Here is a 17151-nt window from a genome sequence, read left to right as displayed (position 1 = left end):
ATTATATAAATCGGGCGCAAAGATAGAACTATTTTCTTGAATTAGAAAAGAATAACAAAAAAAATATCAAAAAGAGCTACAATCGGTATGTCTCACATCAAGCTCTTTAAAGCCGCGATAGAATCGGATACATATCGGTTATCCGGTTCTATGGAACGCCAGTAACACAGATTGCCCAATAAACGCTTCAGATAAACCGGATCGGTGGAGCCAATATGCTCCTGATGACTGGCCAATCCTTTTGTCAGGACGTAATGCACATTCTTACGGATCTCCCTCTTTTTAGTTTTGGGAATTGTCATCTTCGTGCCCGAACTAACTGATACTCCGGTAATTATCTTACGTTTATGCTCAGGCAGAAAACGGGTTTTCTTCACATTCATCGTAAACCCTTCCTCCCTGATAACCTGATCAATCCGTGACAAGACTTTATCCTTCGGCAGAAAATCTCCCGAAAAGGTCAGGTCATCGGCATACCTCGTATAGACCAGCCCGTATTCATCGGCTAACGCCATCATTTTTTTATCCATCGGATAAGCAATAATATTGCTGAGAGCCGGACTTGTAGGCGCACCCTGCGGAAGGCACCTGTTACAACAGCAGAGTTCCGCCAGTACTTTCGCTATAGGACGTGAATATCCCATCTCCCTGAATGTCGCTCTCACTTTGGGCGAACGTATGGAAGGGAAAAAGTCATGAAGATCTACTTTCAATACATTTTTTCGTCCCAAATGAACCCGCGCATTATCGGATACAGATTTACCAGGACAGAATCCGGTAACAGCAGGATGCACATTGGCTAACAATAAAACTCGTTGGTAAATGGTCTGCTGCATAACTCGCAACTGACCTTGGGGAGCTGTAATGATCCGGACTCCTCCGCTTCTCTTCTTTATATAGAACTGGGTGTATTGCCTCGGAACATAATCCAGCACCTCTCTCAACGTGTCTTCTTTGACTCCAAGTAAACTGGCACACCAACTGACAGCTCCGGCATCGAACCGCTTTGAGCCGAAAGCCACGGCTTTCCTACCAAAAATATTCTTCAGGGACGAAACACTTTCCTTCTTCTCTTTAGCATAAGGATTCTCACCGGCATAGTTTCCGGCTTTCCATCTTTTATATCCTTCCTGGCCTTTACTTGAACGAATGATACTAAAAACCAGCCAACCGGTAACGACAATCACAATAGCTAAAAGTAGTTCCATCCTTATACCTTAATTAATATATAGAAGCAAGTAAAAAAGAGGATGAGAGTATTTACTTTTCTTTATTATGAGTATCTTAATAAAGAAATCCAGAAAGACCCTGAATTCACGAGGCGACTGCACCTCTTTTTTGCTAAATCTTTATCTCATCCTCTTACGGGCAAAGATAAAGGTTTTCTCCTCCCCGACAAATAATAACAAGAATAAAATTAGCGGTTGAATAACTCAAACGTAAATTTACAGCCAACCTCGGTATACCTCCAGTTCTCACTTCCTACGAAAACGCCGAAATCGAAAATGTGAGTGCCGATTCCATATCCCAGCTCAATATAAGGCTGAAGATGGGGTACCGATAATATACTTGCATACAACCGTTCGTTTTGCACATAGCGTGTATACTTGATCAGATGCTTTAGAAGTAAAAAAGGAGCTTCATAGGTGAAATGCCCCCGTATGTACTTGCGTGAAGCATTGTACCAACGTCGGTCAAGAAGCTGAAATACTCCGCCAATTTCATCATTCCAACCTTCAGGAAGATTGCTACGGGTGAAATTATTAAAGTCAACAAAATACATTTCTTTCTGGTTAGTAAACATACCGAAACCAAAACGATAATAGATATTACGCATCAGTCCCAAAGGGATATGGTGTTGCAGGTCAAACTCCAGACGTTCATATTGCCCGGTGCTGCCAAACACCCCCTTGATACCCCTCTCCCAGTCTATTGAAAAAGTGGGGTATTTAGAACGCAGGTTGATCTTACGATGGCCGTTCATATAATAGTAAAGGCAAGGGGTCCACTCCAACCGGACCCGGGGAGCAAAGCTTAAATAGGTATTCCTGATTTTTCCCTGAATATCTTCGTTGGGAAGTTCCAGGCTCTTGGTCAATGGAACCAACTTGGAGGGTTTCACGGCTTTTCGTCTATGGGTGGAAAAGCCCACACTCAATTCCAGTCCATTAATAATTTCGATACTGTGCCTGAAGTTAAAGTATAAGTCATAGAAATAATCCAGATGAATCTGGTTGAAATCGAATACACTATCCGGTATGGCCTTCAGGTCATCGAGCACATCACTGCTGTAAATCCGGTTTCCGTTACCAAAGTCCACGTGGAAGGTCCCCATTTTCTCGGGCAGATAATTAAATTCGGAATTGACAGACCAATAAAACTCCTTGCGCGTAAAGTTGTAACCCAACTTAGGCACCACACGCAACAGCCGGTCGTGCTTAAAAAGCCGGTTGTACTTAAACGATTGCCTGTAAGAAAGCCCGTTACTCCCACTGTAACTCAATAAGAAAGGATTGATTATGGGCGAGCACTTCACACTTCCCAAATTGGACAGATTCAATTTATAATCACTGATCAGCACATCTCCTACCTGTCCCCAGAACACCTGGCTCTTACTCTTTGGCTTGATATTGCGCTGAATGGTGTCTTTACGCAGCGCATCTTCCTCGTACAATTTACGCTCACTTTCCGACAAGGGAATAGGCCGTAATGTTTCAAAGTAGGCACTATCCGTATGATAAGAAGCAGTCTCACATTGCAGGTTGTAAGAGTCTGAAAGATCATATTTACTTTTTCCTTTTGTCCTTGCCCTCACTTTTTCTTTCCATTCATTCTGGTTTTCTTCAAGTACGATGTCATGGTAGTTGAGTGATGCCACATAAACCCCGTTGATACGATTACCCAAGAAATTAAACTGTCCCTCGACATTGTAGCTGACAGGCAGAAATTCATCATCTTCTCCAACTCCTCCCATCTTTATCAGACAACTGAACAGCAAAAGCTCCGACCTGCCGGAAAATCGTATCTCGCGGACACTCCATACATCACTGCTCACAATCATATACCCGCCCACCAACTGGTCGCTTTTGCTTTTGGGGATAAACCGTATCTTATACTGCCGGTTATCTGTCCCACCCATAATGGAATCAATCAGATACTTATAATACTTCCGTCCATTTTTGGCCAAGGGCGAAAGCAACCGATCATAAAGCAGCGTAGACGAATAGAGGTTGATATTGAAATACTCCAGCATACCCGGCACTCCCCGGCTATTGTGTACCGTACCTACAGAGGCTTTCACTTTTTGGTCATAAATATTAGGAGCCGTAAAATGCAGGTCACTATATGTTTCCACCATATACTGGCGCACTCCTTTCTGAAGACGGAACATGGAAGGCACATACCGGAGAATAAAATTTTTGCGTTTGATGTCCATCGTACCTTTTATATAGAGGTCGGCTCGGTAGTCGGTCACCAACTTTTCATAAAACGGGGCAAAGGTCATCACATTATTTAAAATGGAATCGGCAGAAATCGGACGTTTGGTCTGAGGATCAAGAACAACGTTAGCCACTCCCTTTTGTGAAAAAGAGAGCAAGACAAGCCCAAACACCCATATCCATATCTTGTATCTCAAATAGTAATCTCCTTTATTCAAGGCAAATATAAAAAAAATCCGATTATACGACTAATAAATTAATGATTTATACGAATCCGATCTACCTTCTTAAAACAGGGTGTCATCTTAAAAAAGAGACTAATTATAGAAAATACCCCTATAAAAATAGGGGTTATCTCAGAAAAAACACATAATTTTGCGCCCAACAACCGATAAAAAAGGCACCATTATGTCAAAAATGAGATTTTTCGCATTACAAGAGCTATCTAACAGAAAGCCCTTAGAAGTTACCACTCCCTCAAACAAACTATCCGATTATTATGCCAGCCACGTATTCGACCGCAAGAAGATGCAGGAATATCTTCCCAAGGAAGCATACAAAGCAGTGGTAGACGCTACCGAAAAAGGTACACCCATCAGCCGTGAGATGGCCGATCTGATAGCCAATGGTATGAAAAGCTGGGCTAAATCGCTCAACGTGACACACTATACACACTGGTTTCAGCCACTGACGGACGGAACTGCCGAAAAGCACGATGGCTTTATCGAGTTTGGCGAAGACGGTGAAGTCATCGAACGCTTCTCCGGAAAATTACTGATCCAGCAAGAACCGGACGCTTCTTCCTTCCCCAACGGCGGAATCCGAAATACATTCGAAGCCCGCGGATATACAGCATGGGATGTATCCTCACCGGCTTTTGTGGTAGACACCACTCTTTGTATCCCGACAATCTTTATCTCCTATACGGGCGAAGCGCTCGACTACAAAACTCCGTTACTGAAAGCATTGGCCGCCGTTGACAAAGCTGCCACCGAAGTGTGCCAGCTTTTCGACAAAAACGTAACCCGCGTATTTACCAATCTGGGTTGGGAGCAGGAATATTTCCTGGTCGACACCTCTTTATATAATGCGCGTCCTGACCTCCGACTGACCGGACGTACCCTGATGGGACACTCTTCGGCTAAGGATCAGCAATTGGAAGATCATTACTTCGGCTCCATCCCTCCACGTGTCACAGCCTTTATGAAAGAGCTTGAAATAGAATGCCACAAACTGGGCATACCGGTGAAAACCCGTCACAACGAAGTAGCTCCCAACCAGTTTGAGTTGGCCCCCATTTTCGAAAACTGCAACCTGGCAAATGACCATAACCAGCTGGTGATGGATCTGATGAAGCGCATCGCACGCAAGCATCATTTCGCCGTACTCTTCCACGAAAAGCCATACAGCGGTGTCAATGGTTCGGGTAAACATAACAACTGGTCGCTTTGTACTGACACAGGTGTCAATCTCTTTGCACCGGGCAAGAACCCAAAAGGAAACATGTTGTTCCTCACCTTTCTGGTCAACGTGCTGATGATGGTTCACAAAAATCAGGACCTGTTGCGTGCTTCGATCATGAGCGCCGGAAACAGTCACCGTTTGGGAGCCAATGAAGCCCCTCCAGCCATCTTATCCATCTTCCTGGGTTCGCAACTGTCGGCTACTCTGGACGAAATTGTCCGCCAGGTGACCAATTCCAAAATGACTCCGGAAGAGAAGACTACCCTGAAACTGGGCATCGGACGTATCCCCGAAATCTTGCTCGATACTACCGACCGTAACCGCACCTCTCCATTCGCATTCACCGGAAACCGCTTTGAGTTCCGTGCCGCAGGTTCATCGGCCAACTGTGCCGCTGCCATGATTGCCATCAACGCTGCCATGGCCAACCAGTTGAACGAATTTAAAGCATCGGTAGACAAACTGATGGAAGAAGGCATTAGCAAGGATGAAGCCATCTTCCGCATCCTGAAGGAAAATATCATCGCCTCCGAACCCATCCGTTTCGAAGGGGACGGTTATTCGGAAGAGTGGAAGCAGGAAGCTGCTCGTCGCGGACTGACAAACATCTGCCACGTACCGGAAGCCCTGATGCACTACATGGACAACCAATCGAGAGCCGTACTGATCGGTGAACGCATCTTTAACGAAACCGAACTTGCCTGCCGCCTGGAAGTGGAACTTGAAAAGTACACCATGAAAGTACAGATCGAAAGTCGTGTATTGGGTGACTTGGCCATCAACCACATTGTCCCCATTGCTGTCAGCTATCAGAACCGCTTGCTGGAAAACCTTTGCAGAATGAAAGAGATCTTCCCAGCAGAAGAATACGAAATCATGAGTGCCGACCGGAAAGAGCTTATCAAAGAAATCTCGCACCGTGTGTCTGCCATCAAGGTACTGGTACGCGACATGACAGAGGCCCGCAAAGTGGCAAACCATAAAGAGAACTTTAAGGAAAAAGCATTTGCCTACGAAGAGACCGTACGTCCCTATCTGGAAAGCATACGCGATCATATTGACCACCTGGAAATGGAAATCGACGACGAAATCTGGCCGTTACCGAAGTATAGAGAACTACTATTCACAAAGTAAGCCCTATACTTTATAGAATAGGACTCTGTCAAAAGTCTTTTCACCACAGGTTACACAGATTATCACAGATTATCAATACTGATAATCAATGACTTAAAATTCACTCTGTGTTACTCTGTGGTGAGTTTCGACACACTTTCTTTTTTTATTTATAAATGTTCCACTACAAGCACTAATTCCTTCACCTTAAAACATCCTCATGTTTTACCATAAAACATCCGGATGTTTTACACAACAACATGGGGATGTTATCATCATAAACACCCGGATGTTTTAGATATAGAGATCAAAAGGTATACAAGGAACAGCCAAAGAATGCAATACAAAAGATACAGAGTTCACAGGCTTTTAATCATTTATGAATATATCTTCAAAAATATAGTTTCACTGTGCCCTCTCTACTTCTGTAATGAAAGAAATAAACCCTGCATACATCTGTGGAATCTGCGGTATTGCAATGCCAACATGGCAAACTTTTCCCAAAACTATTCCGTTTTTCATTTTTTCTTTCTACATTTGTGCTTTATAACACAGTTTTGCAGCAGTCATGGTAAAGATGAATTTGTCAGAAATAAACGTTCCCGAACGTATTGCAGAGATGTGGGCTCCTCTAAACGCAGAGCAGAGAGAGTTCCTGGCCAATAATTTCACTCTTCAGAATTACAAAAAGAACGAAACAATCTATTGCGAAGGCGAATCGCCTGCCTATCTGATGTGTCTCCTTAGCGGAAAAGTTAAAATCTACAAAGACGGTGTAGGAGGCAGAAGTCAGATTATCCGCATGATAAAACCTACGGAATATTTCGGTTACCGGGCTTATTTTGCCAAAGAAGACTATGTGACCGCTGCTTCTGCATTCGAACCTTCAACTATCTGCCTGATTCCCATGAGTGCCATCATGACACTGCTCGGCCAGAACAACGACCTGGCCATGTTTTTCATTCGCCAGTTGTCTGTTGACCTCGGTATTGCTGACGAAAGAACTGTGAACCTGACCCAGAAGCATATCCGCGGACGTCTGGCCGAATCGCTACTCTTCCTTAAAGAGAGTTACGGACTGGAGGAAGACGGCTCTACCCTGAGTATCTATCTGTCCCGTGAAGACCTGGCCAATCTGTCGAATATGACAACTTCCAATGCCATACGCACGTTGTCCAACTTCGCAACCGAACGCCTGATCACCATCGACGGAAGAAAAATCAAGATCATTGACGAAGAAAAGCTTAAGAAGATCAGCAAAATCGGTTAAGACGCTTCGTCACTATTTAATAACTTAACACATATTTATCAGACCATGAAAAAAGGAATTACTCTTCTTCTTTTGTCTCTACTTTTCATCGCCCCCGGATGTAAACAGTCAAAAGAAGCCATCGTGAACGAGTACAATATCGTTCCGTTGCCCAACCAAATGATTCCCCAACAGGGGCGATTTGAAATAAGTAAAAAAGTAAGAGTCATCACTACTGCTTGCACACCGGAAGTACAGACCATTGCCGACAGCCTTATCAACCGATTGAAGTTGACGTCCGGAATCACAATGAAACAGACTTTCGAAAACATAACGGACGAGCCCGTCATCCGCTTTGTCCCCCAGGACGGAATGCCCGAAGAAGGATATAAACTCTCGGTCACACCGCAGAATATCACTCTCAGCGCCTCCACCCCCAAGGGATTTTTCTATGCTTACAGACCCTTTACCAATTGCTTCCTCCCGCCGTATATGGCACAGAGAAAGTAAAAAACGCAGAATGGTCAGTGCCGGCTGTCGAGATAGAAGACGCCCCGCGCTTTGCATACCGCGGTATGATGCTGGACGTATGCCGCCACTTCTCTCCAGTGGAATATGTATATAAGTTCATTGACATGCTGGCCATGCATAAAATGAATACCTTCCACTGGCACCTGACCGATGATCAGGGATGGAGAATTGAAATCAAGAAATACCCGAAACTGACCGAGATAGGCTCCAAGCGCAAAGAGACACTGATAGACTATTATTATGTGAACTATCCGCAAATATTCGACGGCAAAGAGCATGGCGGATATTATACACAGGAACAGATCAAGGACATTGTAGACTATGCTGCCAGTAAATTCATCACTGTAATCCCTGAGATCGAAATGCCGGGACATGCAATAGCTGCCATCGCTTCTTATCCGGAGCTTTCGTGTACACCGGACAGTACATGCGATGTGACGGGAACCTGGGGCGTATTCGAAGAGGTATTCTGTCCTTCGGATACCACTTTCGAGTTCCTTGAAGGAGTGATGGACGAAGTAATGGATCTCTTCCCAAGCAAATATATCCACATAGGCGGTGACGAATGTCCGAAAACGGCCTGGATCAAAAGTGAATATTGCCAGTCACTGATTAAACAACTGGGACTGAAAGACGATGTCACTCCCAACGTTATTGACGGGAAGAAGCATACCAAAGAGGAGAAATTACAGAGTTACTTCATCACCCGCATGGAGAAATACCTGAACAGCAAAGGACGCAACATCATCGGGTGGGACGAAATCCTGGAGGGCGGGTTGGCCCCGAATGCTACCGTCATGTCCTGGCGGGGAGTAGAAGGCGGAATGAATGCAGCCAAAGCCGGTCACAACGCTATTATGACTCCGAATCCATACGCTTATCTGGATCAATATCAGGAAGAACCGGAGATAGCCCCCGTTACTATCGGCGGATATAATACACTTAAAAAGACCTACAGTTATAACCCGGTACCGGACGATGCAGACGACCTGGTAAAAAAACACATCATCGGAGTACAAGGCAACATTTGGACCGAATACATGCCGAGCGACAATAACCGCGACTATCAAGCCTTCCCGCGCGCAATAGCTATTGCCGAAACCGGTTGGACACTGAACGCAAACAAAAACTGGAATGACTTCTGCCAGCGCATGGTTGAAGATTTCCGGCGAATGGACGTGAAGAATGTAAAAGCCTGCCGTAATTTCTTCGATGTGAACATAAATACTCATGTAGACGAGAGTGATACGCTAAAAGTGATACTGGAAAGCTTTTATCCCAATGCGGAAATTCATTATACAACAGATGGAAGTACTCCAACCGTAGAATCGGCCCTCTACAATCGCCCTTTCACCCTCTCGGGCGAAATTGAAGTGAAAGCAGCCGCTTTCAAAGACGGACAGATGCTGGGCAAGGTCACCGGAAAGAAACTGTACGGCAACCTGATCAGCGGAAAGAGCTTCACAGTCACTCCGGCCATTGGAGGTGCCAAAGGCGACATCTTTGGTGAAAATGACGTTCTCGGCACGGACATAAGTACCTTCGGGCTTACCAACGGTAAACGCGGCAACACCGCCTCTATGACTCCGTGGAGCGGATTCCGGATGGATGATAACTGCAAAGAGATGGTATTCATCGTCGAATTCGATGAGCCCACTACTGTCAGCAAAGTAGTCTTCGGTTCTCTATACAACCCTGCGTCAGTTATCCTCCCTCCGAGTGTTGCCACCATCGAAACCTCTTCCGACGGACAAAAATACAGCAAAGTCGCAGAAGCTTCCTTCAAACGCAACTATCCGGAAAGAGGCAGAAAGGCATTTACAGACACCTTAGCCTTCGAACCGAGAGAAGTAACCTATCTCAAAGTCACCCTTCAGAATGGCGGTACTTTGCGAAACGGCATCGACTTCGTAAAAGACCCGGGCAGCAAAGAGGTGGTTCAGGCAAACCTGTATCTGGACGAAATTGAAGTATACTAATTTGTTTTTCCATCGATTGACGATTACATAAAAATAAATAATCCCAATTATCTTCTTCTCAATGTAATCTGTTAATCGGTGGTGAAATGAAAACTACCGGAAAAAGAACTTCATCTATCCGGATAAGTGATAAATATAAAACAGAATCAAGCCTGAGATGACTCTGATACAACATATAGAATTGAACAAGACGAATTTGCAGGGTGCCATAGGGGCTTGATCTCGCAAAATCAATAAAGAAATAAGAAGTTATAAAAAAACTACCGGACGCAACCAGCTCTCTTATCAAGCATGGTTGCGTCCGGTATATTAATAAACAATATCTTACGACTATCAGATCAAACCCTTCTCCGACAGATAACGCTCGGCCTCAATGGCAGCCTTACAGCCGCTTCCTGCAGCAGTAATAGCCTGGCGATAGTGTGAATCGGCTACATCGCCAGCCGCAAACACTCCGGGAACCTTAGTACGGGGACTATCACCGTCAGTGATGATATATCCCACCTCATCGGTATCCAGATAAGGTTTGAAAATGTCCGAATTAGGCTTATGACCGATGGCAAGGAAAAATCCGTCGATAGGCAACGAATAACGTTCTTCGTCCGGTTCTTCCCAACGTTTTACGAGATTCATACCTTCTACACCGTTATCTCCAAAGAGTCCGACTACATTATGCTCGAAAAGGACTTCAATCTTATCGTGCTTCATCACACGCTCTTGCATGATCTTTGAAGCACGAAGATAGGGTTTGCGTACAACCAAATAGACTTTAGAAGCGAGTCCGGCCAGATAGATGGCTTCTTCGCAAGCGGTATCGCCACCACCCACAACAGCAACTACCTTTTTGCGATAGAAAAATCCGTCACAAGTAGCACAAGCACTGACCCCCATACCGGCATATCTCTTTTCATCATCCAAACCTAAGTATTTGGCTGTGGCACCAGTAGCGATAATCAATGAATCGGCTTCAATTACTTTTTCACCATCAATCGTGATTTTGTAGGGAGCTTGGCCAAGGTCGGAAGCAGTAGCGATTCCAAAACGGATATCGGCACCGAATCGTTCGGCCTGTGTACGAAGATCTTCCATCAATTGCGGTCCGCTGATTCCCTGAGGATAGCCCGGGAAATTTTCTACATCGGTAGTCGTGGTCAACTGTCCACCCGGTTGTATTCCTTCGTAAAGCACCGGTGACAAATTTGCACGTCCTGCATAAATAGCGGCTGTATAGCCGGCTGGTCCTGAACCTATAATAAGGCATTTAATTCTTTCTGTTTCCATATTCCTATTTTACATTCTACGATTTATAATAAACGATCGAAGTTACTCCTCTTGACCTATCGGAGATCGATCACCTCGGCATGAGGATAGAGCTTCTTATCAAACACAAACATACTGTCGGCATATTTCAATCCTGCCTGATAGCTGGTCACCGTGATTTCGCTACGGCTCTTATCACGTTGTTCCATCAGAATGAAGAGTGGCTGGTAAGTGTCTTTACTGACATAAAGCACAATTCGTGATAAATCCCGTTTCTTGTCGGTAGCAGTCAGCACCACTTCATAAATCGATTTGCCACCAAAATTCTTCAGTGTTCCAAGCTTATAGCTGAAACCATGGCGATAAATCTGCAAAAGTGCGTACGGATTAAGACTTTGCAGTTCGACTCCGGTTGGATTGCTGATATTGACCTCGTCACTACCTGCCAGATAACTCCATTGGGTCTTGCCATCAAACCACGTGGTACCATCGTCCGTTTTCAGCACGAACTTCTCTCCCCTGAGTTCAATGACTCCGGCAGATTGTCCCGCCATCCGGCCTTTATTGAACACCGTCACGTTGAATCCCGCACGAATACCCCCTGCTTTCTCAAATGTGGCTGCCGTTTTATCAAGCACAACCTTTGCCTGCATTTGTTGTTGCGCAAACACAGGCAAAGTCAGTAAAGCTATCCAAATGCTAATTATAATCTGCTTCATTGTATACACTCATTTAACGTTTGATTATTGAATATTGTTCAAACGCATTTCAAGGTCGTTCTCGTCAACACAAAGTACGTCGCGCGCCTTGCTTCCTTGCGAAGGACCCACAATGCCGGCCTTTTCAAGCTGATCCATCAAGCGTCCGGCACGGTTGTAGCCAATGGAGAATTTACGCTGTATCAACGAAGTTGACCCTTGCTGATGAATTACGATCAGGCGGGCAGCATCTTCAAACAAAGGATCGAGGCGCCCCATATCGACATCTCCCAGATCGCTTCCGCTGTCTTCACTCACATATTCGGGCAGGAAGAAAGCGGTAGGATATCCTTGTTGGCGTGAAATATATTTGGTAATTTCTTCCACTTCCGGCGTATCGATAAAAGCACACTGCACACGCACCGGATCGGCCCCTTGCAAGAAAAGCATATCACCACGCCCAATCAGTTGATTGGCTCCCGGACGGTCAAGGATGGTACGTGAGTCCATCATGGCCGACACACGGAACGCAATACGCGCCGGGAAGTTGGCTTTGATAGTACCGGTAATGATATTTGTAGTCGGACGCTGGGTTGCAATAATCATGTGGATACCTACGGCACGTGCCAACTGCGCAATACGGGCAATCGGCAACTCGATCTCCTTGCCGGCAGTCATGATCAAGTCTCCGAACTCATCGATGACTACCACAATATAAGGCATAAATTTATGCCCTTTCTCCGGATTCAGGCGGCGGTTGATGAATTTCTCATTGTACTCTTTGATATTGCGTACATGTGCCATTTTCAACAGATCGTAACGACTGTCCATCTCTACACAGACTGAGTTGAGGGTCTGCACCACCTTGGTCACATCGGTGATGATAGCATCCTCACCATCGGGAAGCTTCGCGAGAAAATGATGCTCAATAACAGAATAAATACTGAACTCTACCTTTTTAGGATCCACCAGAACGAACTTCAGTTCGGCAGGATGCTTCTTGTAGAGCAATGAAGTGATGATGGCATTCAAACCGACAGATTTACCCTGTCCGGTAGCACCTGCCACCAGCACATGAGGCATTTTGCAAAGATCTACCATGAATACCTCGTTCGTAATGGTCTTACCAAGCGCAATGGGCAAATCGTAAGTCGATTCCTGAAACTTCTTACTGCCGATGATGGACTGCCCCGAAACAATCTTAGGATTTGAATTAGGTACCTCGATACCGATTGTACCTTTTCCCGGTATAGGAGCTATAATACGGATACCCAAGGCAGAAAGGCTTAAAGCGATATCATCTTCCAACCCACGAATCTTTGAGATGCGCACTCCCTGTTCCGGAGTGATTTCGTAAAGAGTCACCGTAGGACCTACCGTAGCTTTAATCGTACTGATTTCAATACCAAAACTACGCAATGTATTAATGATACGGTCTTTATTTGCGTTCTGTTCCTCCATATTGATGGTAGGCTCACTATTTTCATAGTGCTTCATCAAATCGATAGTAGGGAAATGATAGTTTTCCAGATCCAACTTTGGATTATAGGGTTCGGTTTCCGTTCCCTGATAACTTTCGTCATCGGCAGCAGCCTCTATTTCAAACTCAGGCCCGTTATCTGCCGACTCTGCCCGAAAAGGGGGCACAGGATCAGGAGTTGTCTGTTCGAAAGTCATGGTGACATCACCATCGGTTGCCGTATTTCTGCTTTCCGTAACTATTGGAGACTCAGAAGGAGACTCGACAAGCAGATCGGATACGGTAGGAGTTTCCACCTTCTTCACCGGTACCTCCTGACGGAAAGTGCGATTAACATCGAATTCCACTTCCTGAGGTTTCGGATTATCATATTCACGGGGATCGGAATCCTGCTTCACCTCTGAATGTTCTTCTTTTTGTTTACGTTTCAGGAAACTAAGAGTGAAAAGCTTACGCAACCAGATGACTGTGCGGGCACTCATATATATAAGAAAACAAATGCCTGTCACCAAAAGAATAAGCCAAACACCGGGAATACCGACCTGCGAAATAAGCCAGTTACTGATATTATATCCATGCAATCCACCCAGATAAATGAATGAATCCTGATAATGATCCATAAAAATAAAGCCCAGGAAAACGGAAAACCAAATGAGCAACAGCGTACATCCGATGAACCACTTCCAAAGACGCACCACACGCACACGCATCAGCTTCAATCCGGCTACAGCCAGATAAACCAAAATAAAGAAAGAGGAGACACCAAAACAGTCATTGATCAGATAACTTGCCAGCTGAGCTCCCCGGGAACCTGCATAGTTTTTTACATGATTATTTACAGCAGCAAGATCCTGGGCATTCCCGCTATCAATGATACTCTGGTCGGCTGCTCCGGTGAAAAAGAAGGAGGTAAAAGCCAGCAACAGATAGACTGAAAAGATGACCAATACCAATCCGATCACAAAGTGGATTGTTTCGTTTCTGAAGAAAGCCAAGTACTTATTAGTGGAAGCCGGCTTCTGTTCTGCTTCCTTATCTGATTTCTTTTTTGCCATGTGGATGAAGAATCTTAAGCTATATGATTAATGATGCAAAAGTAGTAAAAAAAAGAATTTCATTGGACTACCCACAACTTTTTCTTACCTTTGCGTTTCAATTCAAGCTGATATGAAAAAAGAAAGCCAAGTAATATTTGATAAGAATGTGGTAGAATTCGTTACGGTAGCTGCCGAGTTCTGCGCTTTTCTGGAACGTGCCGAAGGCATGAAACGTAGTATGTTTGTTGACACCACCCTGAAAATTCTTCCTTTACTTTATCTAAAAGCGTCCATGCTTCCAAAATGCGAAATGATAGGCGACGAAGCACCGGAAACATATGTGACGGAAGAAATATACGAAGTGTTGCGCATCAACCTGGCATCCGTATTGGCGGAAAAGGACGACTATCTGGAAGTATTCCTACCCGACATGGCTTACAGCGATGAACCCATCAAAAAGAATATTTCGGAAGACCTGGCCGATATCTATCAGGATATTAAAGATTTTATCTTTGTATTTCAACTGGGATTGAACGAGACGATGAATGACTCCCTTGCCATTTGCCAGGAAAACTTCGGACTCTTGTGGGGACAAAAACTGGTAAATACCATGCGTGCCCTGCATGACGTGAAATATAGTCCGAAGGCCCGGGGAGAAGACGAAGAGGAGGATGAATACGAACCCGAAAACAATGAAGACTGTCACTGTGAAGATGACGACTGCCATTGTCACGATCATGGCTGTCATTGCCACGACGATGAATAAACGAATATGATTTTAAAAAGAACCATAAGCAAAGAAGAGGTGAAGGAGATGCCCAAAGCGGCATTCCCCGGACGGATTCATGTAATACAAACTGAAAGTGAAGCGGAAAAAGCAGTGGCTTATCTGCAATCCCAGGCAATTCTGGGCATCGACAGCGAAACCCGTCCCTCATTCACCAAAGGACATTCCCATAAAGTAGCATTGCTCCAGATTTCATCTGACGAATGTTGCTTCCTGTTCCGCCTGAACATGACCGGGCTGACCCAACCCATCATAGAGTTGCTTGAAAATCCGGAAGTGATCAAAGTAGGACTCTCGTTGAAAGACGACTTTATGATGTTGCATAAACGGGCTCCTTTCAACCAGCAGGCATGCATCGAGTTGCAAGAGTATGTCCGTCCGTTCGGCATTCAGGATAAAAGCCTGCAAAAGATATACGGTATCTTATTCAGGGAAAAAATCTCAAAATCACAACGTCTTTCCAATTGGGAAGCAGATGTACTGACGGATGCCCAAAAGCAATATGCAGCTACAGACGCATGGGCTTGCCTCAACATATACCACCTACTGCAAGACCTAAAGCGTACGGGTAATTACGAACTGGCCCCGGAAGAAGAAACCGTAGAGACGGTGAAAGCAGGTTCGGATCAATGATAAAAATAAAAACAACATAATAAATTTATGCATAAAGTATATCTTAAACCCGGCAAAGAAGACTCACTGAAACGGTTCCATCCCTGGATTTTCTCCGGGGCCATTGCTCACTTCGACGGCGAACCCGAAGAAGGAGAAGTAGTGGAAGTGTATACCTCAAAAAAAGAATTCATAGCTAAAGGGCATTTCCAAATCGGAAGCATTGCCATACGTGTTCTTTCCTTTAAACAAGAAGAGATCGACCATGACTTCTGGAAACGCAAGTTGGAAGTGGCTTATGACATGCGACGCAGCATCGGCATCGCTACCAACCCGACTAACAACACTTACCGCCTGGTACACGGAGAAGGCGATAACCTGCCAGGACTTGTTATCGATGTTTATGCCCGGACCGCCGTAATGCAGGCACACTCTGCCGGCATGCACGTAGACCGCATGGCCATTGCCGAAGCATTGTCCGAAGTAATGGGCAACCAGATTGAAAACATCTACTATAAATCGGAAACGACTTTGCCATTCAAAGCGGACCTTCTTCCGGAAAACGGTTTCCTCAAAGGAGGAAGTAACGACAACATCGCTCAGGAATATGGATTAAAGTTCCATGTAGACTGGCTGAAAGGACAAAAAACGGGATTCTTCGTAGACCAACGCGAAAACCGTGCTTTGTTGGAACGTTATGCCAAAGACCGTTCGGTATTAAACATGTTCTGCTACACCGGCGGATTCTCCTTTTACGCCATGCGTGGAGGTGCCAAACAGGTACATTCGGTAGACAGTTCTGCCAAGGCCATTGATTTGACTAATAAAAATGTAGAATTAAATTTCCCGGGTGATACCCGTCATGCGGCTTTTGCAGAAGATGCTTTCAAATATCTCGACCGCATGGGCGACCAATACGATTTGATCATCCTCGATCCGCCGGCATTCGCCAAGCACAAAGACGCATTGCGCAACGCCCTCCAAGGTTATCGCAAACTTAATGCCAAAGCATTTGAGAAAATCAAACCGGGCGGTATCCTGTTCACCTTCTCTTGTTCACAGGTAGTGACCAAAGATAATTTCCGTACTGCTGTATTCACAGCAGCAGCCATGTCCGGTAGAAGTGTACGCATACTGCATCAGTTGACTCAACCAGCAGATCATCCGGTAAATATCTATCATCCGGAAGGCGAATATCTCAAAGGATTGGTACTGTATGTCGAATAATCGCCTTAATAGCATAAAAGCAGAAGCTACAAAGTTAATATGAGTTAACAAACAGAAGATTTTCACCAAATCGTTATGTTCTATAACATAAAACCCTTTATCTTTGCAATGTGTTTTTCATGGTATTAGATTTAAGGTTAATAAAGATTGGCTGTCTGGGATAGATAGCCTTCTTTTTTTATATACCCTTTCCTTCTTTGCATTTCCAATTTTCTTTTGCTATTTTTCCCTTTCTTCCTCCCTTTTATCCCGTGCTTTTTCCACTCTGTCAACT

At 44.8% G+C, this 17151-nt stretch carries 10 protein-coding genes and 1 pseudogene; 6 read left to right on the top strand and 5 right to left on the bottom strand.

Features of this window, described 5'->3' with window-relative positions; translation table 11 throughout:
* Positions 1–92: 92 nt before the first annotated feature.
* Both QK890_RS15940 and QK890_RS15935 read right to left on the bottom strand, forming a co-directional pair.
* A complete protein-coding gene (locus QK890_RS15940; protein WP_032539654.1) occupies positions 93–1208 on the bottom strand; it encodes a retron St85 family RNA-directed DNA polymerase in 1116 nt (371 codons plus the stop codon).
* A 209-nt stretch (positions 1209–1417) separates the two neighbouring features.
* Positions 1418–3637 carry a DUF5686 family protein gene (locus tag QK890_RS15935; protein ID WP_005810014.1) on the bottom strand — a complete coding sequence of 740 codons (2220 nt, stop codon included), beginning with the start codon at positions 3635–3637 and terminating at the stop codon, positions 1418–1420.
* 211 nt (positions 3638–3848) lie between these two features.
* Between QK890_RS15935 and QK890_RS15930 the strand changes: the two genes are divergently transcribed.
* The 3 genes and pseudogenes from QK890_RS15930 to QK890_RS15920 all read left to right on the top strand — a co-directional run bounded on the left by QK890_RS15930 (position 3849) and on the right by QK890_RS15920 (position 9776).
* Positions 3849–6038, top strand: coding sequence for a glutamine synthetase III (locus QK890_RS15930; RefSeq protein ID WP_005775778.1), 2190 nt, complete (start codon positions 3849–3851; stop codon positions 6036–6038).
* A 547-nt stretch (positions 6039–6585) separates the two neighbouring features.
* Positions 6586–7287, top strand: a complete 702-nt coding sequence (locus QK890_RS15925; RefSeq protein WP_005775777.1) for a Crp/Fnr family transcriptional regulator — start codon at positions 6586–6588, stop codon at positions 7285–7287.
* A gap of 45 nt (positions 7288–7332) precedes the next feature.
* A pseudogene (locus QK890_RS15920) lies at positions 7333–9776 on the top strand (beta-N-acetylhexosaminidase).
* Positions 9777–10109: 333 nt separating this feature from the next.
* Here QK890_RS15920 and trxB read toward each other — a convergent pair.
* From trxB to QK890_RS15905, 3 genes are read right to left on the bottom strand one after another with little or no spacing between them, the layout of a single operon-like run.
* Entirely contained in the window at positions 10110–11057 is a 948-nt protein-coding gene (trxB, locus tag QK890_RS15915; protein WP_005775774.1) for a thioredoxin-disulfide reductase, read from the bottom strand.
* A gap of 56 nt (positions 11058–11113) precedes the next feature.
* Entirely contained in the window at positions 11114–11755 is a 642-nt protein-coding gene (locus tag QK890_RS15910) for a LolA-like putative outer membrane lipoprotein chaperone (RefSeq protein WP_005810020.1), read from the bottom strand.
* 24 nt (positions 11756–11779) lie between these two features.
* The gene (locus QK890_RS15905; protein ID WP_005775772.1) at positions 11780–14269 is read right to left on the bottom strand and encodes a DNA translocase FtsK; all 2490 of its coding nucleotides are present in this window, start codon (positions 14267–14269) and stop codon (positions 11780–11782) included.
* A gap of 112 nt (positions 14270–14381) precedes the next feature.
* On the opposite strand from QK890_RS15905, the gene QK890_RS15900 reads away from it, so the two are divergent.
* The 3 genes from QK890_RS15900 to QK890_RS15890 are packed head-to-tail and all read left to right on the top strand — an operon-like array spanning position 14382 to position 16877.
* Entirely contained in the window at positions 14382–15017 is a 636-nt protein-coding gene (locus QK890_RS15900) for a DUF5063 domain-containing protein (RefSeq protein ID WP_005810024.1), read from the top strand.
* A 6-nt stretch (positions 15018–15023) separates the two neighbouring features.
* Entirely contained in the window at positions 15024–15671 is a 648-nt protein-coding gene (locus QK890_RS15895; protein ID WP_005775769.1) for a 3'-5' exonuclease, read from the top strand.
* Positions 15672–15698: 27 nt separating this feature from the next.
* Positions 15699–16877 (top strand): class I SAM-dependent rRNA methyltransferase, encoded by a 1179-nt coding sequence (locus QK890_RS15890; RefSeq protein ID WP_032539655.1) that lies wholly within the window; start codon positions 15699–15701, stop codon positions 16875–16877.
* Positions 16878–17151: the final 274 nt, after the last annotated feature.

This window comes from Bacteroides sp. NGMCC 1.200775, from assembly GCF_040798045.1.
GTDB classification, from domain to species: Bacteria; Bacteroidota; Bacteroidia; order Bacteroidales; family Bacteroidaceae; genus Bacteroides; species Bacteroides hominis.
The sequence above is the reverse complement of the archived record's forward strand: the minus strand, read 5'-3'. Positions and strand labels throughout refer to the sequence as shown.